Source organism: Lacipirellula sp., from assembly GCF_965279485.1.
Taxonomy (GTDB): domain Bacteria; phylum Planctomycetota; class Planctomycetia; order Pirellulales; family Lacipirellulaceae; genus Lacipirellula.
Genome location: NZ_CBDIIC010000002.1, coordinates 687,685 through 710,744 on the forward strand (window position 1 = coordinate 687,685; position 23,060 = coordinate 710,744).

Below are 23,060 nucleotides of genomic sequence, written 5' to 3' on the forward strand. Positions count from 1 at the left end.
GTGGTGAAAGTAAAGAATGAACTGCCAATCGCATCAACACGTTGGTCTGCCGCCGCGGGAGCTGGCTCGCCGCTGGTTTCTCAAAGAATGCGGCGTTGGACTCGGGACGGTTGCATTGAACCAACTGCTGGGGAGTAGCGTCGCCCGGGCGGCGGCCGATCCGCTCGCGGCGAAGCAGGCCCACCTGCCGGCGAAGGCAAAGAACGTCATCTTTTTGTTTATGGCCGGCGCGCCGAGCCATCTCGAGCTGTTCGACAACAAGCCGCAACTCGCCAAGTTCGACGGCACGTTGCCGCCAGCGGAATTGCTCGCCGGCTATCGCGCGGCGTTCATCAATCCGAACTCGACGCTCATGGGGCCAAAGTTCAAGTTCGCGCGGCACGGCCAATCCGGCGCGGAACTCTCAGAGCTGCTGCCGCACCTCGCCACCATCGCCGACGATATCACGATTGTCAAATCGATGGCGACCGACGCGTTTAATCACGCGCCCGCCCAGTTGATGATGAGCACCGGCAGCCAGCAGTTCGGCAAGCCCTCGATCGGCGCTTGGAGCCTTTACGGCCTCGGCAGCGAATCGCAGAACCTTCCTGGCTTCGTTGTCTTCAGCACCGGCGCCAAAGGCCCCAGCGGCGGCAGCGCCAACTGGGGAAGCGGCTACCTGCCGACGGTGCACCAAGGAGTGCAGCTCCGCACGAGCGGCGATCCGGTGCTGTTCCTCTCGAACCCACGCGGCGTCGACAACCGCCTGCAGCGTGATTCGCTCGATGCGATCAACGAACTCAACCGGCAGCATCTCGACGTGGTCGGCGATCCCGAGATCGCCACGCGGATCAACTCTTTCGAGATGGCGTATCGGATGCAGGCGAGCGCTCCCGAGGCGATGAACCTCGCTGACGAGCCAGAGCATGTCCTGAAGATGTACGGCGCCGAGCCAGGGAAGCCGTCGTTCGCTAATACCTGCTTGCTAGCACGACGCTTGGTGGAGCGCGGCGTCCGCTTCGTCGAGATTTTTCATGAGTCGTGGGATCAGCATGGCAATCTCGTACCGGACCTGCAGAAGAATTGCGAGAAGACCGACCAGCCGAGCGCGGCGCTGGTGCGCGATCTAAAGCAGCGCGGGCTGCTAGACGAGACGCTCGTCATCTGGGGCGGCGAGTTCGGCCGCACGCCGATGGTGCAGGGGAACCCCAACAACGTCGGCGCCGGTCGCGATCATCATCCCAACGCGTTCACCATGTGGATGGCCGGCGGCGGCATGAAGCCGGGCGTGACACTCGGCGCGAGCGATGACTTCGGGTTCAACGTCACGCAGGACCGGGTCCACGTCCGCGACCTCCACGCGACGATCTTGCACCAACTCGGCCTCGACCACACGCGGCTGACCTACAAGTTCCAAGGGCTTGAGCAAAAGCTCACCGGCGTCGAACCGGCGCGCGTCGTGAAAGAAATCATTGCCTAGCCGCGAAGAGGCGCAGAAAACGCCAAAGCGTTTCCGTACTGCAATCGCACTCCTCCTATTCTTCTTTGCGTATTCCTTTGCGCCTTTGCGAGAGACATCTTCTTCTGCCGATCTCACGCTAAGGCGCGGCGACGCAAACAAAGTCGTTTCTCGAATGCCTATCGGCGATTCGGAAATCTGGCGGCTCTGACGCCGCGTCGATTGAAATCAGAGCGGGCAAGCGCTAAGACTGGAGTGGCTGCACTCTTCTCGCTTCTTGTCACTCGACGGACGACTCTTCCGTGAAACAGTTCTTCGGTCTGATGGCGGCCTTGGCGTTCGCGCTGCCTGCATGCGCTGCGGCCGGGGCGACGCCGCAGTGCGAGCAGTGGGGTGTGCATGAGGTCGTGCTCGCTGGGCCGGCCGACGGCAATCCGTTTGTCGATGTCGACCTGGCGGCCGATTTTGCCGATGAGGCGAACCGTCGACTGCGCGTGCCGGGATTTTACGACGGCGACGGACGCTACGTTATCCGCTTCAGTCCGCCGAGCGTCGGCAAGTGGACCTATCGCACGAGTTCCAACGCACCAGTGCTGCAAGGCAAGAGCGGAGAGTTGATCGCAACGACGCCGACCGGTGACAACCATGGCCCCGTCGTCGTGAAGAACGAGTTTCATTTTGCCTATGCCGACGGTACGCCTTACCGCCCCATCGGGACGACCTGCTATGCGTGGACGAGTCAGCCCGCGGAGCTTGAGGAAGCGACGCTGCGGACGCTCGCCGCGGCGCCATTCAACAAGCTGCGTATGTGCGTCTTCCCAAAGCGCTACAAGTGGAACGAGAACGAACCGCCGCTTTATGCGTTCGAGGGGAAGGCGCCCGATCGATGGGATTTTACTCGATTCAATCCAGCGTTCTTCCAGCACCTGGAACGGCGGATCGTCGATTTGCAAAAGCTCGGCATCGAGGCCGACGTCATTCTGCTGCACCCATACGACGAAGGGCATTGGGGGTTTGATCGGATGTCCGACGAGGCTGATGATCGCTATCTGCGGTACTTGGTCGCCCGGCTTGCGGCGTATCGCAACGTCTGGTGGTCGCTCGCCAACGAGTACGACTTCATGTTGGAGAAGCAAGAGAGCGACTGGGATCGGATGATCGAGGTGGTCGATCGAACCGACCCGTACGATCGGCTGACGTCGCTCCACAACGGCCGTGTGCTCTACAACCACACGAACCCGCGGCTCACGCATGCAAGCATTCAAAACGGGTCCGCGGCTGAGGAAGCGGGCCGGGCGGTGCTGTATCGCGATGCGTATCGCAAGCCAATTTTGTTCGACGAAATCAAGTACGAGGGGGACATACCCAGCCGCTGGGGAAATCTCTCGGCAGAGGAAATGGTTCACCGCTGCTGGGAGTGCATCGTCGCCGGCACGTATCCCGGGCACGGCGAATGTTACCTCGCTGACGACGACGTCCTCTGGTGGGCGAAGGGGGGAACGCTCAAAGGCGAAAGCCCGGCGCGGATCAAGTTCCTCGCCGAGATCCTCAGCACAGCGACAAAACTGGGGCTGGAGCCGATCGATAAGTGGCAGTACCCGAACATCGTCGGCCAACCGGGCGAGTACTACCTCGTCTACTTCGGCAAAGAGACTCCCCGCGAATGGAAGTTTTTCCTGCCGCGTTATGAGCTGAAGGATGGCGACACGTTTCGGGTGGAGGTGCTCGACACTTGGAACATAGCGGTGACGCCGATCGACGAGCCGTTCGTCGTGCGGCGCGAGTCGGAGTATGTCTTCGTTGATCAAGATGGTCGGAGCGTGCCGCTGCCGGGGAAGCCTTGGCAGGCGCTGCGAATCACGAAAGTCGTCTCCGCTCGATGAATTTTTCGGTAACTATGCGTGCAATATTCTCGCAAAGTCGCGAAGGCGCAACGACAGCGCAAAGAATCTCTTCCTTTGCGATTCCTTTGCGCCTCTGCGCCTTTGCGAGAGATGTAACATGTCTCAACGCCGTACCCGTCTGGACTCTCGCGGCAGTGCTCCTTCTCGCTATCCAAGCCAGAGCGAGCGAGGTCGTCGATACGCGGCGAAGTCCGCACACAAAACTACAGTCGATTCCACTCGCCGACGTCGCGTGGACCGAGGGGTTTTGGGCTGAGCGCTTTGCTACGCTGCGCGAGCGTTCGATTCCCGCGATGTGGGAGTTGATGCGCGACGGCGAGTACAAGCCATTCTTGGGGCACTTTAAGATCGCCGCGGGCGACGCCGAAGGGGCGTATCACGGCGCCCCCTGGAACGACGGCGATTTCTACAAGTTTCTGGAAGCGGTGACGACGGTCTACGCGGTGACGCGCGATCCGCAGCTCGCGGCGATTCTCGACGAGTCGATTCCAGTGATCGCGAAGGCTCAACGGGATGACGGGTATCTCCATACGCCAGTGCTCATCGCGCATCGCAACGGCGACGAGTCGTTGCAGCCGTTTGCGGACCGGCACAATTTTGAGATGTACAACATGGGGCACCTGCTCACGGCAGCGTGCCTCCACCACCGCGTCACTGGGGATGACCGGTTTCTAGAAGTGGCGCGGAGGACGGCCGACTTTCTTTGCCGCACCTTCGCAGCGCCGACGCCGGAATTGGCGCGAAACTCGGTTTGCCCGTCGCACTACATGGGGGCGATCGAGCTGTACCGCACGACGGGCGACAAGCGATACATGACGCTCGCGCAGACATTTCTCGGCATGCGCAACCTTGGCGTGAGCGAGTCGGGCCAGCCGATCGGCGGCGACGACAACCAGGATCGTATTCCGTTCGTCGAGCAGCGCGAAGCGGCCGGCCATGCCGTGCGGGCGAACTATCTTTATGCCGGCGCCGCGGATCTTTATCTGGAAACGGGCGACGAGAAGTTGCTGAAACCGCTGAATGCGATTTGGCACAACGTCGTCGAGCAAAAGCTTTACATCACAGGCGGCTGCGGGGCTCTGTACGATGGCGCGTCGCCCGATGGGAGTGAGCAGCAGGAGCAACTCACTCGCGTTCATCAGGCCTACGGCCGCAATTATCAGCTTCCCAACGCGACGGCCCATAATGAAACATGCGCCGCGATTGGCAATGTGCTGTGGAACTGGCGGATGTTCCTGGCGACCGGCGAGGTGAAGTACATCGACGTTATCGAGCTCTCGCTTTACAACGCGATCCTCGCGGGCACGAGTCTCGACGGCGATGATTTTTTCTATGTGAATCCGCTGCGGAACGTCGAACCGCAGCCGACGCCGCTCCGCTGGTCGCGGACGCGCGTGCCATTCGTGACGTCGTTTTGCTGCCCGCCGAACGTGCTGCGAACGTTGGCGGAAATCGGCGGGATGGCTTATAGCCGCACCGAGAGCGAGCTGTGGGTGAATCTGTACGGCGGCAATCGCATCGAGACGGAGCTCGGCGGCCAGCCGTTCGCGATGTCGCAGCAGACCGACTACCCGTGGGGCGGGCGGATTGATTTTAGCATTGAAGAGTGTCGCGAGGAGCCGCTCGCACTGAAGCTGCGCATCCCTGCTTGGTGCGAAGGTGCGATGGTACGTCTCGACGGCGAGGAGCTGTCGGAGAAAGCTGTGGCTGGTGAGTACTTCACTATCGAGCGTGCCTGGACGCGAGGTGATCGGGTGACGCTCACACTGCCGATGTCGCCGCGGTTGATCGAAGCCCATCCGCAAGTGGAGGAAACTCGTAACCAATTGGCAGTACAGCGCGGGCCGATTGTCTACTGCCTGGAATCGCCCGACTTGCCTGCCGGCGTTCGCGTTCATGAAATCGTTATCGATGCCGATGTGCCGCTAAACGCTAAGCATGACGACCAACTGCTTGGCGGGGTGACGGTTGTGGAGACGACGGCGACAGTCCGCTCTGGCGGCGATTGGAAGGGGCGGCTCTATCGGCCATCGGTGCGCGACGATGCGAGTCGGTCAGTTCAGCTGCGGCTGATTCCGTACTACGCGTGGGCGAATCGCGGAGCGTCCGAGATGAGCGTGTGGCTGCCGCGACACTGATGATGCGCTGTGTAAGCGAGCCGCGCACGCAAGATCACTTCCGCCGTCTGATCCACGCGATCTTTTCTTGCGGCTGCAGCGAAGTTGCCGCGCCGCCGTGAATGTCTGAGCCTTCAGCGATGGCGCCAGTCGTCGCATTGATCCAGCGGACTTCGTACGATGCGTTGCCCTTTGGCAGTTTCAAGTTAAGTGGTTCATTCGCTGTGGCAGTGTAGATCAAGTAAGAGCGGCCCGATTGTGAGAGCGCCCACTGGTTCGAGCTCAACTTAAGCTTGGCGTCAGGCGTCATCTCAGGCAACGCCTCGGCGAGTCCCGCGGGGAGTCGCGGTACGTCGGCCAGCGAACCGCCGCCGATGAGCGTCGCCCAGCCGTCGTGAACGCTGGGGCAATTCTGGTCGGCGTAGTAAGTGATCGCTTTTTCTGGATAGCGCTCGCGATACTCGCGCACCGCTCGCACAATCGCCGCGGCGCCGCCAGGTTTGAGTTTGGTCTGTCGCAAGTGTTGGCGGGGCGCCAGGTTCTCGCCGCCAGCGGGGGCGTACAGCCCATCGTCGGCCGTGTAAGCCCAGTAGCGCATGTCGATCACGTCGACTGCCTTGCAGCGCACTGGATCGGCCAAGATCGCGTCCTGCACATTTTTTGGCGCGCTCAGGGCCACTAGCACGTCGCGACCTGTCTCGCGTTCCCATTCGCTGATGACGTCGATCCAGAATTCGACGAAATGAAGCGGCCCGGAGAACTCGCCGCTGGTGAGTTGGATGACGTTCGTGCGGTGGGCAAAATTATCGAGACATTGGCGAATGTAGCCGCGATGGAGTTCGCGCAGCTGTGGATTCGTGACGTCGTAAAACGCCTCCGCGAGAAAGATGCGTTTGTCGCCAACGTAGGGGGGCGGTTCGGGGAAGGAGAGAAGGCCATCGGCGTTATTCGCCGGCCGCCAAGGGCAGTCGGCCCAGTGCGCGCCTGCCTCGATAATATTGTGCTGAAAATAGTTTTGATGGAGCAACACGAGACCGTTGTCGTCGCACTCCTTGGCGAAGTCGCGCAGTCGATTCCAATACCAGGGGTTAAATTGCGTGAGATCGTAGCGACTCAGCCCATCCCAAGCGGCGCCCTCGCCGCTGCGAGCGAAGGGCTGTTCGTAGAACGGCGTTTCGACCTCGCCATTCACTTGTCGCACATGCGTATGCTCGTCGCGGCGACGGTCGTACCAGAGGCCGTAGTGATGGTCGTAGGCGACCGTGCCGTCGGCGCCCATGCGGGTCGCCAGCGCGGGGAGATCATCAGTGAAGCCATTGCCGACGCGGCCGGGGACGAATCGGGTGATGGCCGGCCCGAAGGCGGGCGCCTCGGCGGGGCGAATATTGCCGGCCCACCACTTGGGCGTTAGCGTGCGGCCGGCGGCGACCCGATTGCCGATCATGAGCCAACCGTTTCGCACGCGGAGCGGCTTGGTTTGCGTTTGCTGGTCGACGCTCTCGATGGGGGAACGAGACGGCGCAGTTTCTTTCATGAGACTTTGTTGAATCAGCCCGCTCTTCACCGCGGCCTCCATACGCTCGCGAATCACATCAATCAATTGCTTCGGCGGCTCGGCGGATTGCCTCGTAAAATCTTTGGCTTGAGCGATCGTTGGATTCGTCGAACCGATTGGATCGAGCAAGAGCGGATCGATCCGACGCGCGGCCGCGTCGCCGCGGCGTTCGCGGAGTTGGGCTTGGAATAGACTGAGCGGCTGGACAAAGTCACCGATTCCCTCGATCACGCCATCGCCGACGACGTTGGCCCACACGCCGATCGTCCAGTTGTTCGCGCCGGGAGGTTTGAAACAACGGACTTGCGCCGCTTGGCACTGCCACGCCACGCAATTCGCCGCAGCCCAACCGCAGCCGGCCGGCGCGGCCCAGCGATTCTCGAAAGCAATGCAGCCGCCATCGATACGGACGTTGTCGAATAGCAGCCCCGAGGTCCAACTCTCGAGCGGGCCGCTGTCGCCGTGCGTTCGCGCGGCGAAGCAGTTCACAAAAGCGTTCGGCCCGGCTGAACAGTGGCCGGTCGCGAAATCGTGAATGCCCTCCGCGCTCCAGCAGCGGAGGAAGAGCGTCTGCTGCCCCTGCGTGAAGAACGCCATGCGGCGGCGGCCGCCGAGTTCGGAGACTGGCGCGAGCGACAGGCAATCTTCGATTGTGATGCGGACGCCGGTCTCCCACACGGCGACCGCGCCGCCAGCGAAGTGTCGGCACTTGACCCGCCGCAGCCAGGCGTCAACGACATTCTCGACGGTAACGGCATGCCAAGCATGCTCTTCGTCGGCTGGATGGTTTTTGTCGAACGTGGAGGCAAGCACGAGATCTTCGATGCCGACGTTCGTAATGCGGCCAGGCCAGTGGAGCGGCTCCACCGTTGCGCCGCCAAGTTTGGCTTCGATCGCGGTCGTGATCGGTGCATCGAGCGTCACACGATTGCCATCGACGGCAGCGATGGTTCGCTCCCAAGCGATGTCGCGCGAACCTGGACGCCAGCCGACGCCGAACGCATCCGCGCCAAGTTGCTCGACCCACTCAGCGGAGCTGGGACGACGCACGACGATCGCATCGCCGACTTTGAGGCCGGCGGCCGAATCGAGCGTCACCGTCACACCGCCGACGGGAGCATAGTCGTCGACGACCCGACGAAGGCTTGCTGCGGTCGGCTGAGTGCGATCGTCGACGCCGGCGACGCGAATGAGCGACCGCCGGTCACTGCCTCTGGCCACGATCATCGTTCCCTCTGCCGTCGCCCCCGCGCCGCGGAGCACGACGCCCGAAGCGTTCAGCATGAGTTGGCCGGCGACTTGAAACTCACCTGGCGCGAGCTGAACAGCGCCGCGGAAGCCATTCTCGCTGAGCGGCAGCGCCGCCGCTTGATCGAGCGCCGCTTGCAGGCGCGCTCCGTCGTCGCCCTCTCCAGGGTGCACCACGGCGACGGCCGGCACGTCGGGAACATCGCGATTGCCGCCGGCGTAGCCGCAGGTCGAAAAATCGGGAATGCGATTACCGAGTTCATCCGCTCGATACTGCAACCGGCCGTCGCGCCCCAGTTGCACGGCAAAATCGTCGGCGGCGGCTTGTCGGCCAACGAAGCACTCTTCCGCCACGCCAGGTGCGCACAGCAGCAGAGCCACGAACAACAACCGGCGGTGCATCGACAGCCACCGACATCAACGCGGCGGTACCTATGAGAAGCGAGAAAAGCGAGCCTCATTCCAGCGTAAACCGCCGCCAGAACAGTCTCAAGCCGCTCCGCTTGCATTCGCCGGCGGCAAAACCGCAGCGGCTACTCCGCGATCAACACCCCGACGTACAGGTCGCCGTCGGTATGCCATTCGTCGCCCCCGCCGTTCTTTCCTTCGAGCGTCTTGTGGAAGTGCTGCACGATGTACTCGTCGCTCAGTACGCCTGCCTCGTTCAGGTCGACAAAGAGGGCGTCGCGTTCCTGGTCGACGTTCCCGTCGATATGGTGCGTGATCTGCCCCGTGCGGTGGCTGAGGCCGACGCCCTTGTCGAAGGCGGCTGAGCCAATCCAAACTGGCTGGCCGTCGGGGTCGATTTTGTCAGTTTTCCAGAACCGCACATGGTGCCGCTGGCGCGGGTCGTCGCCAACCTGCTTCTCAAACGCCAAGTCTTCCTTGCGACCAAACAGGTAAAGGCTGCTCACCGGCGCCTGGTCGTCGGGACGTTTGAAGACGGTCGCTTCGGCGATTTTGAGATCGCTCCGCAGCGATAGCGCCTTCGCTTCCAGCCACTTGGCTGCCGCCATTCCCTTGATGAGATCGTTTTCCGAGCCGATCAGGCTGACATTCAGCGGATCACCCGGGATGTTATCGGCAGCACGGGTGACGTCTGGGAGATCATTAAGTGCAGGATGGCGCGATTCTTTGATCTTCCAGATCAGCGGAAGCAACAGGTACGCTCCGCCGAGCCAACCGAGAATCAGGATGAGCATCCAACCAGCCATACGTCGTTTCCATCGGCGGTGCGGCCGCTCGGGGGCTGCCGCCACGCTCTCCACCTCGCGCGTGCCGCTGGGTTTCTCAGCATCGGGAGGAATGTTCGCCATAGTCGCTTCGGTTGATTCCGGTACGCATCATTTTTTGAGTCCGTCTCCGCTGGCTTCTATGCTAACGGACGGCTGCCAGGGGAAGCAACGTGCGATCGGCTCAGAGGGCTATCGCACGGCGTCCATCGCACAGCGACCGAGTCAACCGGGATTCCGCCGAGCTACCCGTCGTTTGCGCACCCGCGAGGTCTTCGAGCAGAAGGTAGCCAATTGCCTTGCCAGATCCGCCAATTTCTCTAGGTATTGGAGCAAAAGGTGGCTATAGTGCAGACGCAAAATTCCTCTCCATGTCTCGGCCATGGCCGATTGCCCGCAATGAATGAGATCAAGATCGAAGTTTGGGACGCCACCGGCAACAAACGGCAGCTGGTGGAGGTTCCGACCGACGCCGAAGTGAACCGCCTGATCGCCGTGCTCATCGAACGAATGAACCTGCCGCGGCACAGTCCCGACGGACAGATGATGAGCTACAAGTTCCATCACAAGAGTTCTGGGCGACAACTGCTCGATTCCGACACGTTGCAATCGGCCAACGTGAAGGAAGGTGATATCTTGCGACTGCAACCAGAGATTACGGCAGGAGTCCGGTAATCCATTCGCCTATGCCCGCTCTCGAAGAGACTAAAGCCTGCCCGTTTTGCGGCGAAGCGATCTTGGCCGTGGCGAAGAAATGTCGCCACTGCCGTTCGTATCTCGACAAGCAACTTGCAGCGGCTAATTCTTCCGTCACGACGGTCGATCGCATGCTGTTGCCAGTCGGCCGTCCAACCTCGGCCATAGCTGCAGGCTACTTGGGACTGCTGGCATTTTTTCCATTGGTGGGAATCGCTTTTGGGGTGGCAGCGGTGGCCTGCGGGGTCGTCGCGTTGGGTCGCATCAACAGCGACCCGCTGTTGCATGGCCGCGGGCGAGCCTGGTTCGGGATCATCGCCGGCGGATTGATGACGCTTTGCTGGATGTTTGTGGTGATCTCCATCGTAGTGGCTGAAACTACTTAACTTCGCACGCGGCGCTGGCAATGAGCGACATCCTCCACATCGATCCGAATCAACGCGACGGTCGCTTCTCGCGTTTCGAACTCATCGGTTGGTGGGATCAGTCGCGGCTGGCCTCAGCGAAGGCGCTTGTCATCGGCGCCGGAGCCCTCGGCAACGAAATCATCAAAAATCTCGCGCTGCTCGGCGTCGGGCAGATCCTGGTGGTCGACTTCGACCAAATTGAGCACAGCAATCTTTCGCGGTCGGTGCTATACCGGGAAAGCGACTGCGGCCGCCGGAAGGCCGACGCCGCCGCGGAGCGAGCGAAGGAAATCTACCCGCAGTTGCGGATCGAGCCGCTGTATGCGAACGTCGTCTATGATTTGGGCTTGGGGCCGTACCGCTGGGCCGACGTGATTCTCGGCGGCCTCGACAATCGCGAAGCTCGCGTCGCTATTAACCGCGCTGCGGCAAGGGTCGGCAAGCCTTGGATCGACGGCGCCATCGAGCGACTCGACGGCGTCGCCCGCGTTTTCGACCCTGCGATCGGGCCATGCTACGAGTGCACGATGAGCGAGGTCGATTGGAAGATGCTCGAAGCGCGGCGAAGCTGCGCACTGCTGACGCGTAACGAAATGGAGCAGGGGAAGACGCCGACGACGCCGACCACGTCGTCGGTGATCGCCGGCATTCAGGTCCAGGAAGCGGTGAAGCTACTGCATGGCTTGGAAACGCTATCCGGTCAGGGGTTCGTCTTCGATGGGACGTATCACCAAAGCTATGTCGTGAATTACACGCGGCTCGATGATTGCCCAAGCCACGAAGCGTTGGAGCCAGTGACGGCGAGGCCCTGGAGCGTTGATCGCACAACTCCGCGTGAAGTCTTAGAACGAGCGCAGCAGGATTTGGACGCCGACGCAGTGCTGGAATTCAACCACGATTTGCTGGCGACGCTCACCTGCCAAGCGTGCCAAGAAACGACGCCGCACCTCGCGTCGCTCGGCAAAGTGACGGAGCGCGCCGCCGTCTGCCCCAAGTGCGGCGCCCCGCGGGCGCCTGGTATGTACCACTCGCTCGCAGCGGACTCGCCGCTGGCGGACCGAACGTTGGCAGAGCTCGGCGTCCCGGCGTGGGATATTCTCGGAGCGAGAGCCGGCGATCGATTCGTTTACTACGAGTTAGCTGGAGATCAGCGCGACGTTCTTCGTTCGCTATCAAACGACAAGGAATCGATGTGAGCACCACCGACGTAAGCAATCTGGCGAGCGAAGGGCTAGCGGAGATCCGTTTCCCCGTCGATTACCACGCGCCGTTCCGATTTTACTTGGCGCCCGAAGTCCACCGCGGCGTCAACGCTCACGCGAAGGAAGATACGTCGGTCGAGATCTGCGGCGTGTTGGTCGGGGTGTGGGGACGCGACGAGCTAGGCCCGTTCGCCCAGGTAAGCAACTTTATTCGCTGCGACAACGCTTCAAGCAAGGTTGCTGAGGTCACTTTCACGCACGAATCGTGGGCGCAGATCAATCAGGAAATGGACTCGAAGTATGCCGACAAGCGGATCGTCGGGTGGTACCATTCGCATCCCGACTTTGGCATCTTTCTTTCCGACCGCGACTGTTTCATTCACGAACATTTCTTTTCCGGGGCAGGGCAGGTTGCCTACGTCGTCGACCCCGTGCGGGATCTGGAAGGAGTCTTCGCCTGGCAGAAGGGCAAGCCGACTCCGCTCGCGCACTACTGGATTGGATCAGAGGTTTGCACGGTAGAAGCGAGCCAGCGGAACGTGGCGCGAGAGCAAGGCGCACCCGCAAGTCGAGGGGCAGTCGCGTACGGCGAAGCTTCGACGGCAGTTTTTCCTTCAAGCGGCAGCCAGCCGTCGCTGGGCACGGCGACGACAATGCTCGGATGGATTGGCGTATTCCTGCTGGGCTATCTGCTTGCCAGTACGCGCGATCGCTCGGAACAACAAACGCTGATGGAGGGGCTGCTCTCCCACTACAGCGTTAACAAGGTCATGAACATCGGCCTAGAAAATGATTTAACGCTCTTGCGGAAGAACGCTCAGTCAATCGCCCTCGCCGCCCAGAAGCTACCTCAACCGACGGATAAACTCTCCGAAGAGGAAGCGGTAGTTGCGGCGAAGCAACTGAAAAGCCTTAACGACAGTCTGATGTTCACGGAAAAGATGCTGGAGCGCGTGGAAGAGCGATACACGTTGACTGACGACGAAAAAGCGACTGCTCTTCGGCTCATTCAGCAACAGCATCAAGCCTTAGTCGAGGCGCGGCCTCCGCAGGATGCAACGGGAAAAAATCCGACGGCTAGCGGCGCTGGAGGTACGGCCCCTGCGGTTCCCGCTCCAAAGAAAGAAGCTACTGCTCCGGTTGCTACCCCAGCTCCTGCGGCGGAATCGCCATCGAAAAACACTCCTGCCCCCGCTTCTGGCGCCGAGACGAAGTCGCCCTGATCGCCGCCTGAGTCTGCATTCAGCGCCGCAAGCCATATCCTCTTTTATACGTCGCCATGTCCGACCCCATTCGCATCACCTCTGCCGATCTCCAACGCCCTGAGATCAACGACTACGTCGAAATGCAGAAATATCTGCAACGCGACGTCGGCGAGATTGGCCGTCAGCCTTGGCTGATTCGAGTGATCTACGCTAACTGGTTTTACCTGGCCATTGCCTCGGCGCTTGGCGGATTTGCCGCGTGGGCTTGTATCGAGCCGTGGTACGACGACGCCATTCGAGATCCTGAGAACTTGGATCCGATTGACGTCCTCTTTTTTCCGATCGTGACGGCTGGGATCGGTTTGTTCTTGGGCGCTGCGGAAGGGATCATGTGCCGCAACCTTCGCCGAGCGACTTTGTGCGGCTCGATGGGATTGGGGATCGGCTTCGTCGGCGGGCTACTCGCGTTTCTTCCATCCGAAATTGTGTTTGCGATTATGAGCGCCATCGCCGTCAACGTTTCTCCGGAAGTGACGGAAGACAACATGCCCACTGGCATCGGGTTGCTGATCTTAATGATGGGCCGCGCTTCGGCCTGGAGCGTCGCCAGCATCCCCGCCGGCGTCGGCCAAGGGATCGCCTTGAAAGAAAAGAAGGTGATCATCAACGGCGTCGTCGGCGCTGTGCTCGGGGGGCTAGTCGGCGGTTTGCTGTTTGATCCAATCTATCTGCTATTTCTCACCGAAGATGGCAACGCCGCAATTAGCCGCGCGGTCGGCTTCTCGGTCATCGGGCTGTTCGTCGGGTTGTTCGTCGGACTAGTCGAGGGTTGGACGAAGACGGCCTGGCTCCTCATGCGCAAGGGTCCGCTCGCAGGCAAGCAGTTCATTATGTTCAAAGACACGACCGTCCTGGGGAGTTCGCCGAAGGCCGATATCTACTTGTTCAAGGATGATGCGATCGAACCGCGGCACGCCATCATCACGAATCGCGGTGGTCGGTTCGAGATTGAAGACTGCCAAACCCCCGATGGAACCTATGTGAACGGCGTCGCAATCAGTCGCACGACCTTGAGCGACGGCGACCAAATCGTTCTGGGAAAGACGGTTCTTGAATTCTCGGTGAAGGAATCGTCCAAGCAGCGTTGATGCACAATCCTGCGGGGCATGAGGGACGACATCCCGCTCCGCCTTTCGATAACTCATTCATACTTCTTCAGCGTCGGAGAGCATTGCCGTGCCAATCCAAGTTACTTGCCCCGGGTGTCAAACAACGCTTAAGACCGCCGATTCTTCCGCCGGCAAACGGGCCAAATGCCCCAAGTGCGGCGGCGTCATCGAAATCCCCATGCCCCCCGCGCCGGCCGACGGGGGATACGAGCTTGAGGCGGAGCCTAACCCTTTGGGGGCGTTCACCGACGACGAGCTCTCCAGCGGGCCAGTCGTGCCGGAAGCCAATGATCGTAAACCTTGCCCCGCCTGCGGCGAGATGATCATGCGCGACGCGGTAAAGTGTCGCTACTGCGGGGAGACATTCGATCCCGCGTTAAGGAAGAAGGAAAAGAAGGCCCGGGCAGCGGCCGACGGCGACTCCGACCTTACGGCGGGCGAATGGATCCTGGCGATTCTCTGCTCTGGCATTGGCTGCATCATCGGCATCGTCTGGATGATCCAAGGTAAGCCCAAGGGAAAGAAAATGTTCCTAGTCTCCATCGCGGTGCAGTTTCTGTTCGGAGCGCTTCGAGTCATCATCGAATCGATGGCTCGCTAAGCCGCCTGGACCCAAGCGAATTAAGAGAGCACATCGATGGAAGCGTCGAGCGTTCAGTGCGAGTGTGGTGCGAAAATCCGAGTGCCGGCCGGCTCGGGCGAGCGCGCCTTTCGCTGCCCGCAGTGCAAAACGCCGCTAGCGTTAACCGCCGACGCGGTGACGCTGACGGCAACAACGCTCGACGCGACGCATGAAATTGTTTGCCCGATTTGCCAGACGGCGATCGGCGCCACGGAAAAGTGCGTCACTTGCCCGAGTTGTCAGATCGTTCATCACCAAGAGTGCTGGGGGGAGGTGGGCGGTTGCGGCACGTTTGCTTGCAAGCAAGCGCCGGCGATTGATAAGTCGGAACATACGACTCAGGCTCCCTTGACCGCCTGGGGCGATACGAAACGCTGCCCGGTCTGCGGCGAAACGATCAAAGCGATCGCGTTGCGCTGCCGTTACTGCCAGACGGAGTTCGATACCGTTGATCCGATGTCATTGACGGATTTGCACCTGCAGATGGTCGATGGCGAAAATTTGAAAAAGGTTCAGCAGAGCGTCACTGCTCTGTTCGTCGTAGCGTTATTTGGCGTGTTGGCGCCGCTCATTCTGCTGATTTCGTTGATTTATCTGCTGCCGCGGCGGAAGGAACTCGCGAAGTGCGGCCCGCTGTATAAGATCATGGGATGGACGGCGCTCGGCCTGTCGTGCGTTTATTCGTTATTGTTCATAGTGATCGCTCTGCTGCCGTGAAATCTGCCGCATGGCTGACGTGATACGATTCAGGACATTCGTGTGAGCGAAGCAAATCCAAAACTTTTAACAGCAGGCGAACGAGAAGCGGGAGCTCTTTGCGCGCACTGCAGCCGAGAGCTGCAGCTCCACGATTCGACGGCGCTCTGCACGAGCTGCGGCGCCGTCCATCACGAAGCGTGCTGGCAGGCTGGCGGAGGATGCGGGTCGTACCAATGCGCCCGCTCCGGCACGTTCGCCAAACCGCGGCCCATCGAAACGATCGCCATCTCTCATGCCGACCTCGCGGCCGCGACGCCGTTGCCGCCGCCAGTGCAGCATCGTACCTACGAGCCGGCGCCCGAACCGCCGCCGCGCTGGAATCGGATCGCGCTCTGGGCCTTCGGCATAGCGATCGCGGGGATTCCGTTGTTCGGACTCGTGACGGGGCTCGCCGCCATCGTCGTCGCTTGCATCGCGCTGGTCGCTCACGCCTCCAATCGCAAGGGGATGCCCCTGGCCGTCGCCGCCATTTTCATCGGCATGCTCGACGTCGTTGGCTGGTCGTTCGCACTGTACAAGTACTACGGCGGCTCCGCGACCGGCGTCGTGGCGATGAGCGAATTTTCCATCGATCCAGAGTCGCTCAATGAGTTGCCCGATCGCATCTCCCGCGCGATGCGGGCCAACGTGCTGATCCAGTCGAATTTTGGGTTAGGACGTCAAGGTCTAGGGTCGGGCGTGATTCTTAAAATTCAAGACGGCTCCGCTTACATCGTCACCAACCGGCATGTTATCGACGAAGATTTCAGCGAAAACCCTTCGGCTGAAGTCGAGGCGCCCGACGTCGCTGAGATGGCAGACCTAAATGTGATGACGGTGGAGCAGTCGTTAGGGCCCGCGAGCGTCGAGTGGGTGGCGCCGCACGGCGTTGACTTGGCGATCATCGCGATGCCGCTCATTGGCGCCGTCGATCAGGTGCGCGAAGCCGTCTGGAACGGCGACGAGACGCCGCACATTGGCGACGCCGTGTTTGCGGTGGGGAATCCGCACGGACTCGGGTGGACCCACTCGTCCGGCAGCATCTCGCAGATCCGCCGCCGCTCGCAAGGAGCATTTGATTTCCGCATTCTTCAGAGCACGGCGCCGATCAATCCCGGCAACAGCGGCGGCGGCCTGTACGACGCCGATGGCAAACTGATCGGCATCAATACGATGACCGGCGACAAGCGCGTCGCCGAGGGACTAGGATTTGCAATCTCGTTCCCGACGCTGCTGGAACTCATCCCCGATAAGTTCGGCCTGCGTCGCATCAATTCGACTCCTGTTCCCGCGAAGGAGGAGTTGCCCGGCACGCAGGATCAAACGGAGTCGCGCGACTCAAAGGTCACCGAGGAACCAGCAGAATGAGCGCCGTGCGACTGCGCCGCTTGAAGGCCGATCACGAACGTCTGTGCGACTATGTTCGCCGCCACCCCCGACTGAAATTGATTCAGGCGGAAGGCGATCCGCCTGAGCGCTATCAGCTTGAGATGCAAATCAAGAGCATCCGCATGGTCGGCGGCGAACCGCAACCGGTGCAGAGTCACATCGTCGAAATCTCGCTCCCGCTCGCGTATCCGCGGACGCCGCCCCAATGTCGGATGCTGACGCCGGTCTTCCATCCGAACATCGCTCCGCACGCGATCTGCGTGGGCGATCACTGGGGCGCCGGCGAGTCGCTGCAATCGATCGTCACTCGCATCGGCGAGATGCTCGCCTACCAGAGTTACAATGTGAAGAGCCCGCTCAACGGCGAAGCGGCCAGATGGGTAGAGGAGAACAAGGAGCGGTTGCCGCTTGATCGCGTTAGCTTGCTCGTCGAGGATGAGCAGCCGGCAGCGTCCGCCCTGACGACGGCTCCTGCGGCTAAATCGGCGACGCCCGCGACCGCAGCAGCAGCGACGCCTACCACGAATGAAGCGCCGCCGCTCACACTGGCGCAACGACTAGCGCTGAAGACTGCTGCTCCAGCCGCTCCACCGGCTCCGCTGAAGCCAATCGCGCCCCCATCGCCGCCGCCAACGACGGTGGTCGCGGCGAGCAGCGTTGCGCCCTCTCCGCGTGATTCCGCCCCGCCGGCGCAACCGCCAGCGGCGCATGATTCAGTTTCGATTGTCTGCCCTAATTGCGGTGCAGCCTATCAAGTGGGGCAGGACAGTGCGGGCCGTCGCGTTCGCTGCCGCAAGTGCCAACAAGTTTTCGTCGCGAGTTGACCGATGGCCCCCGATGCGATCTCTGCGTCGAACATCGTCGATAGCGCGGACGATAACAGCCGACTGCAACGACGCCGGGCTGAACTACTCGACAGACATTGGACAATGCTCATCTTGAGCGTCGGCGTGCTCAGCGCGGCATTCCTGCTGCGAGTTAACGGCGGCGGTCGGGTTAGCGCCTCGTGGCTTCCGTTCGACTCGCTGCCGCCGATGTGCGGGAGCCGCGCGCTGCTCGGCATCGAGTGTCCCGGCTGCGGACTGACGCGCAGCTTCGTTGCGTTGGCGTCCGGCGAAGTCGCCGAATCGTTTCGCTTCCATCGGCTCGGATGGTTGATGTTTTTCGCGACGGCGAGCCAAATTCCTTACCGCATCATACGACTTCGCCAGCTTCGGCAGGGCAATATCGCCGAGCGTCGTTGGCCGACATGGTTCGGAAGCTTTCTGATTGCAGCGCTAATCGCCAACTGGGTGATCGGCATGGTCGACGGCGTATTGCAGCCATAAAAAACGCCGCCTCCCCAATGCTGGGAAGGCGGCTCGATGCGGGACGAACGAACTGGCTGCCTCTGCTGCCGTTACGGCCCTTCATGATTTCACGTTTAGCGATCGCGACAAAGCAATCAGCTGATCTCGCTGACGTCTTAGAGATTCGGATTCACTTCTTCGCCCGCGCGGGTCACCAGTTTGGCATAGTCGCGAATGTCAACATTTTCGTTGATCGACCGAACTGAACCGTCGCCGAACGTGTGATTGGCGATGCCAGGATGGAAGGAATAGACTTCGCTCGTTCCGTAAGTGATGTAGTATCCAGTGTTATACGGAAATTCGGTCGCACCGTCGAAACCGTTCGCGCAATTGACGGCGCAAGTGCCCAGGTGGGTCGTGCCGTCAGCTGTTGCTCCATCAATTGTCAATTCCGACGCGGGACGAGCCCAGCCGCTACCATTTACGCGAGCGGTAGTCAGGTCGCCCGTGAACTGGATGCCGCGACGATAGATGAACGGACGTCCGGCCGATTCGGCCCACATGATCGTATTCGAGGTACCGTCGACGACGTCCTTCAACTTCACCGCCGTGTTGTTGTATTCAAGCATTCCCGGATAATTGCCTTCGTTCGTCACAGTCCCCGTAACGTCGATAAGCGTCAATCCACCATCGGGCCCCAGACGACGATCGACCCAAACGGTTGCAGAATAATCTGTATTTGCCGACGTCGTCGGCGACCACGGCGAGTTTTCAGGAACGCCGTCGAGGCGCTCAAACGCCTCTGGATCAGAACCACAGGAGAGAACGCTGAGCGGCGTGCTGACGACGGGGAGATTGATCGCAGCGCTCCAGTTCTGCGTGAGGTCGAACCGCTGTAGCATGGCAGGCTGCTCTAAGTAAGGCAGCAACCGCGTGAGCGCCGCAATGCGCGGGCCGGTGGTAGCCCCGACCTGCCGTGCGCTCACGGGCAACGTCTTCTTTGCATCTGCGTAGTTCAGCACAGCCAAGCCGAGTTGCTTCATCTTGTTCGTGCATTCTGCGCGGCGCGCCGCTTCGCGAGCTGCCTGAACCGCGGGCAGCAACAGCGCGACGAGCACGCCGATAATCGCGATAACGACTAGTAGTTCCACCAACGTAAATGCGTGACGTTTGCGAGACATATAAATTTCCTCCCCTGAATAGTGATTTTGTTCGTATTCGACTAGCGACTAGAGTTGAATGGGCGGGATCGTGTTCTCTCCAGCCGTAACTTTGAATTCGAGTTCGGTAGTTTCAGCTTTCATGTACTTAACAGGAATGACGTTCGGGCCCGAAGTGACGTCGTTGCCATTCTTCACTGGCTTGTACCATATGACAGTCAGGGCGTAATCGCCCTCCGGCGCTCCGTCTCCGCCAGCATAAGTGCTCACTTTGAACGATCCGTCGACCCCCACGCTTGCTCGTGGCGAAGGGTACGCCTCCACCGGCGCATTCTTGGGGTGAAGTCCGATCGTAGCGCCCACGGTGGGTTCGCCCTTGAACGTGATCGTTCCCTTCACGGGGAAGACCTGCACTTGCTGCGGTTTCGCCTCTCCGCAGCCGGCGAGCGCGACCACCGCGATCACTGCACTGAGCAATCCCACGTCATGCCGCCTTCCCGGGCGGCTGACGCTCTTCGTCTTGCAACACTCCAGATTCATTTCTGTGGGTCCTTCAGTTTCAATTCTCATATTTCAACACATTGCAGTCCGTCGCTACCGCCGCGACGCTGCCAGGTTCGATCTACAGGCGATCACCGCCGACGCCGATTTCGACCGGCGGCAACTGGTAAGGGCCGTCGGCAACGCGTAGCAGCAGCGGCGATGCGTCGGGTCGGCGATAGCGAGCGGGAACGCACGGCGATTCAATCGTCAGTGCGTACAGGCTCGCATCGGCGCCCTCTTTGATTCGCGTCGTATTGATTTCAAACGTTCCGTCTTTCCGCACGCGACAACGCGGAGCGACGTAGGCCCAGCGCAGCGGGGCCACAGGATGGAGCGACACGATGGCGTCCTCGGCGGGAGCGCCGTTGATGGAAATCGAGCCAGAGATCGCGTAGTGCGTCTGCTCGATCGATGCACGTGAATTGGACAACGAGCTGCCCGCGAGTACGCCAATCCCGCCGAGCAACGCGGCGCGAAGGGCGAAACGGTAGTTATCGCCGTTGAGTACAGATTTTTGTGGAGGCGCGAGCATGACGGAATTTCGTCGAACTCATCGAGCCTCCGGTATATCCGGTGGGAGTGAGTAGGGGAGTATGTAGTGCTGGGAACGCCTCTCGGGGAGCGAGTAGGCCATTCCACTTAAACGGTGAGCGAGTCAATCATGCTCGCCTGCTTCCGCGGGCGAGCAGGCGCTACGGGCGTGCGCCTACGATTGGCCATTCTCGTGCGTATCGCGGCGATTGCGGAGACGGCGTTTCTCCGTCTTGTCGATCTGGATGATCACGCCGTCTTGAACGACGATGGTCACGGAACCGAAGCGCATCCCGCGCAGCGACGCCGCGACTTCGCGGAGTTCGTCGTCGGTCGGCATGCGGCTCGCAGCCGGTGCTGGCGAAGTTTGGGGCGAGTGATTCATCGCAATGGTCTTCCGTGCATAATTAGCGGCAGATTGGAGTCCGGTCGTCTGGCTCATTTGTTTTCACTCGGTACGAAGACGCGGGCGTTTTTGGGATACAGGTGAACGTTCTCGCCATCCTGCAACGACAGGTTGGCGAATTCTTCGAGCGGTAGTTCTACCAGCACGCTTGATGCGTCTTCCGTCTCGAGGAAAACGCGGGCGACGGCGCCGGCAGAGTGAATGCGAACAATGCGAGCAGGGAAACTCGGCTTGCCATTGGACGTGCGACGGATCTCGAACTCGTGCGGCCGCATGTAGACGGTGGCAGGACGTTCGCGGTCGTCGCTGTAGTTCGGGTAGTCGACGGTCAGATCGCCCAACGTCGCCTTGCCGCGCTGCACGCGGCCATGGAAGACGTTGACCTGGCCAAGGAACTCCATGACGAACTGCGTCTTCGCGTTGTGGAAGACTTCGTCAGGCGTCCCCTCTTGTTCGATCTTCGAGTTATTCATCACGACGACGCGGTCGGCGACTTCAAGCGCCTCTTCCTGATCGTGCGTGACAAGGACGCTGGTGATGTGGATCTCTTCGTGCAGCCGACGCAGCCAAGCGCGAAGTCCCTTACGTACCTGAGCGTCGAGGGCGCCAAATGGTTCGTCGAGCAGCAGCACTTTTGGTTCGACGGCGAGCGCTCGCGCGAGGGCGACGCGTTGACGCTGGCCGCCCGAGAGCTGCGACGGATACCGCTTGCTGAACTGCGCGAGTTGCACCAGCGAGAGCAGCCGTTCGACGCGGTCGCGAATCTCTTCGTTCGACGGACGTGACGATTTGTGCCGCACCCGCAGACCGAACGCAACGTTCTCGAACACAGTCATGTGGCGGAACAACGCGTAGTGCTGAAACACGAAGCCGACTTGCCGTTCGCCGACCGGCCGACGCGAGACGTCTTCATCGTAGAAGCGAATCGAGGCGGCGGGGTTCGGATCGGGAGCTTCGAGGCCAGCGATAATGCGAAGCAGCGTCGTCTTTCCGGAACCCGAGGGACCAAGCAATGCGACCAGTTCGCCGTCGTTAATTTTCAAGCTAACGTCGTTAAGCGCCCGAAAGGTTCCGAACGTTTTCGAGATGTGTTGAACGTCGATGCTCATGACGGCTGATTCCTGCTCCTGTTGGCGCTCGGATTTGTGCGAAGGGTGAAAGCGAAGGTTGGGAAGGACTTCGGCGGCAGTGAAGTGCGGCGCGAAGGACGACCCTGCTTGTACGGCGACGGCGTTCTGCGATTTTAAGCTTGTCATCACGAATCCCGCGATCGCCCTCTCCACGAGAGAGGGCACTCGTTACTCGCTCTTGGCGGCCTCGACGAGATCGCGTTGAATCCGCCATTCCAGCGTCGTCTTCAACACGAGCGTCACCAAAGCCAGAAGCGTCAGAACGGACGCCACGGCAAACGCCGCGACGAAGTTGTATTCGTTGTAAAGAACCTCGATATGCAGCGGCAGCGTATTGGTCTTGCCGCGGATGTGTCCTGATACGACCGACACGGCGCCGAACTCGCCCACGGCACGAGCCGTGCTGAGGATGACGCCGTAAAGCAAGGCCCACTTCACGTTCGGGAGCGTCACGCGGAAGAATGTTTGCCAACCGTTGGCGCCCAGTGAGATGGCCGCTTGCTCCTCTTCGCTCCCTTGCTCCTGCATTAGCGGGATCAACTCGCGGGCTACGAACGGGAACGTGACGAAGATCGTCGCCAGCACGATGCCGGGGACAGCGAAGATGATTTGAATGTTGTGGCTGGCGAGCCACGGCCCAAACCAGCCTGTCATGCCGAACAACAGCACATAGATCAAACCCGAAACAACCGGTGAGACGGCGAACGGCAAATCGATCAGCGTGATCAGCAAGCTTTTGCCGCGGAAGTCGAATTTCGCGATCGCCCAAGCGGCCGCGACGCCGAACACTAAGTTCGCGGGGACGGCGATTCCGGCGGCAATCGTGGTCAGCTTTACGGCCGCCCAAAAATTGGCGTTCTCGAAGCTGGCGAAGTAGGCGCCCCAGCCCTTGCGGAGCGCTTCAGCAAAGATCGCGGCGAGTGGCACGAACAATACCAGCGCCAGGAAGGTGAGCGTCGTACCAACTAGCAACCAGCGGACCCACGTCGACTCATCGGTCGCGTTGCGGAGCTGCGGACCGGCGACTTGCCACGATTCGGGCGACTCAAGCGTGACGGGAAGCGTTTGTGCGTTCATCG

21 protein-coding genes are annotated in these 23,060 nt (G+C 60.8%); 13 read left to right on the forward strand and 8 right to left on the reverse strand.

The genetic code is table 11. The features are described 5' to 3' along the window. The first annotated feature begins 16 nt into the window (after positions 1–16). The 3 genes from ACQY7R_RS10300 (at position 17) to ACQY7R_RS10310 (ending at position 5,480) form a co-directional block, all read left to right on the forward strand. Positions 17–1,459, forward strand: a complete 1,443-nt coding sequence (locus ACQY7R_RS10300) for a DUF1501 domain-containing protein (protein WP_428305516.1) — start codon at positions 17–19, stop codon at positions 1,457–1,459. A 281-nt stretch (positions 1,460–1,740) separates the two neighbouring features. Further along, positions 1,741–3,321, forward strand: a complete 1,581-nt coding sequence (locus tag ACQY7R_RS10305) for a DUF5060 domain-containing protein (RefSeq protein ID WP_428305517.1) — start codon at positions 1,741–1,743, stop codon at positions 3,319–3,321. Positions 3,322–3,476: 155 nt separating this feature from the next. Next, positions 3,477–5,480 carry a glycoside hydrolase family 127 protein gene (locus ACQY7R_RS10310; protein WP_428305518.1) on the forward strand — a complete coding sequence of 668 codons (2,004 nt, stop codon included), beginning with the start codon at positions 3,477–3,479 and terminating at the stop codon, positions 5,478–5,480. A 34-nt stretch (positions 5,481–5,514) separates the two neighbouring features. Here the strand turns inward: ACQY7R_RS10310 and ACQY7R_RS10315 are convergent, their stop codons facing one another. Both ACQY7R_RS10315 and ACQY7R_RS10320 read right to left on the reverse strand, forming a co-directional pair. Then, positions 5,515–8,664 carry a DUF6298 domain-containing protein gene (locus ACQY7R_RS10315; protein WP_428305519.1) on the reverse strand — a complete coding sequence of 1,050 codons (3,150 nt, stop codon included), beginning with the start codon at positions 8,662–8,664 and terminating at the stop codon, positions 5,515–5,517. Positions 8,665–8,795: 131 nt separating this feature from the next. Next, positions 8,796–9,578: an LssY C-terminal domain-containing protein gene (locus tag ACQY7R_RS10320; protein ID WP_428305520.1), complete on the reverse strand. Its 783-nt coding sequence runs from the start codon at positions 9,576–9,578 to the stop codon at positions 8,796–8,798. Between the two features lie 315 nt (positions 9,579–9,893). Between ACQY7R_RS10320 and ACQY7R_RS10325 the strand changes: the two genes are divergently transcribed. The 10 genes from ACQY7R_RS10325 to ACQY7R_RS10370 all read left to right on the forward strand — a co-directional run bounded on the left by ACQY7R_RS10325 (position 9,894) and on the right by ACQY7R_RS10370 (position 18,250). Continuing rightward, entirely contained in the window at positions 9,894–10,169 is a 276-nt protein-coding gene (locus ACQY7R_RS10325) for an EsaB/YukD family protein (protein ID WP_428305521.1), read from the forward strand. A gap of 68 nt (positions 10,170–10,237) precedes the next feature. Continuing rightward, positions 10,238–10,576 carry a hypothetical protein gene (locus ACQY7R_RS10330; RefSeq protein WP_428305522.1) on the forward strand — a complete coding sequence of 113 codons (339 nt, stop codon included), beginning with the start codon at positions 10,238–10,240 and terminating at the stop codon, positions 10,574–10,576. A 20-nt stretch (positions 10,577–10,596) separates the two neighbouring features. Then, positions 10,597–11,793 carry a HesA/MoeB/ThiF family protein gene (locus ACQY7R_RS10335; protein ID WP_428305523.1) on the forward strand — a complete coding sequence of 399 codons (1,197 nt, stop codon included), beginning with the start codon at positions 10,597–10,599 and terminating at the stop codon, positions 11,791–11,793. Beyond that, on the forward strand, positions 11,790–13,022 hold the full coding sequence (locus ACQY7R_RS10340) for a Mov34/MPN/PAD-1 family protein (RefSeq protein WP_428305524.1): 1,233 nt from the start codon (positions 11,790–11,792) through the stop codon (positions 13,020–13,022). The genes ACQY7R_RS10335 and ACQY7R_RS10340 overlap by 4 nt, the downstream gene beginning before the upstream one ends. A 56-nt stretch (positions 13,023–13,078) precedes the next feature. After that, complete coding sequence (locus ACQY7R_RS10345; RefSeq protein WP_428305525.1) at positions 13,079–14,152, forward strand: FHA domain-containing protein; 1,074 nt, start codon at positions 13,079–13,081, stop codon at positions 14,150–14,152. A gap of 88 nt (positions 14,153–14,240) precedes the next feature. Then, positions 14,241–14,774: a zf-TFIIB domain-containing protein gene (locus tag ACQY7R_RS10350; RefSeq protein ID WP_428305526.1), complete on the forward strand. Its 534-nt coding sequence runs from the start codon at positions 14,241–14,243 to the stop codon at positions 14,772–14,774. A gap of 36 nt (positions 14,775–14,810) precedes the next feature. After that, positions 14,811–15,512, forward strand: a complete 702-nt coding sequence (locus ACQY7R_RS10355) for a hypothetical protein (RefSeq protein WP_428305527.1) — start codon at positions 14,811–14,813, stop codon at positions 15,510–15,512. Positions 15,513–15,554: 42 nt separating this feature from the next. Then, entirely contained in the window at positions 15,555–16,901 is a 1,347-nt protein-coding gene (locus ACQY7R_RS10360; protein WP_428305528.1) for a trypsin-like peptidase domain-containing protein, read from the forward strand. Then, positions 16,898–17,746 (forward strand): ubiquitin-conjugating enzyme E2, encoded by an 849-nt coding sequence (locus tag ACQY7R_RS10365; RefSeq protein WP_428305529.1) that lies wholly within the window; start codon positions 16,898–16,900, stop codon positions 17,744–17,746. Before ACQY7R_RS10360 ends, ACQY7R_RS10365 begins: the two co-directional genes overlap by 4 nt. A gap of 3 nt (positions 17,747–17,749) precedes the next feature. Continuing rightward, positions 17,750–18,250 (forward strand): DUF2752 domain-containing protein, encoded by a 501-nt coding sequence (locus tag ACQY7R_RS10370; protein WP_428305530.1) that lies wholly within the window; start codon positions 17,750–17,752, stop codon positions 18,248–18,250. A 137-nt stretch (positions 18,251–18,387) separates the two neighbouring features. On the opposite strand, the gene ACQY7R_RS10375 is transcribed toward ACQY7R_RS10370, so the two are convergent. From ACQY7R_RS10375 to cysW, 6 genes are all read right to left on the reverse strand, one after another. Beyond that, complete coding sequence (locus ACQY7R_RS10375) at positions 18,388–19,392, reverse strand: DUF1559 domain-containing protein (protein ID WP_428305531.1); 1,005 nt, start codon at positions 19,390–19,392, stop codon at positions 18,388–18,390. A 48-nt stretch (positions 19,393–19,440) separates the two neighbouring features. Continuing rightward, positions 19,441–19,854 carry a hypothetical protein gene (locus ACQY7R_RS10380; protein WP_428305532.1) on the reverse strand — a complete coding sequence of 138 codons (414 nt, stop codon included), beginning with the start codon at positions 19,852–19,854 and terminating at the stop codon, positions 19,441–19,443. Between the two features lie 139 nt (positions 19,855–19,993). Then, a complete protein-coding gene (locus ACQY7R_RS10385; protein WP_428305533.1) occupies positions 19,994–20,446 on the reverse strand; it encodes a hypothetical protein in 453 nt (150 codons plus the stop codon). A gap of 174 nt (positions 20,447–20,620) precedes the next feature. Next, complete coding sequence (locus ACQY7R_RS10390) at positions 20,621–20,830, reverse strand: YezD family protein (protein ID WP_428305534.1); 210 nt, start codon at positions 20,828–20,830, stop codon at positions 20,621–20,623. A 53-nt stretch (positions 20,831–20,883) separates the two neighbouring features. Beyond that, a complete protein-coding gene (locus ACQY7R_RS10395; protein ID WP_428305535.1) occupies positions 20,884–22,107 on the reverse strand; it encodes a sulfate/molybdate ABC transporter ATP-binding protein in 1,224 nt (407 codons plus the stop codon). A 42-nt stretch (positions 22,108–22,149) separates the two neighbouring features. Next, positions 22,150–23,058, reverse strand: coding sequence for a sulfate ABC transporter permease subunit CysW (cysW, locus tag ACQY7R_RS10400; RefSeq protein WP_428305536.1), 909 nt, complete (start codon positions 23,056–23,058; stop codon positions 22,150–22,152). Positions 23,059–23,060: the final 2 nt, after the last annotated feature.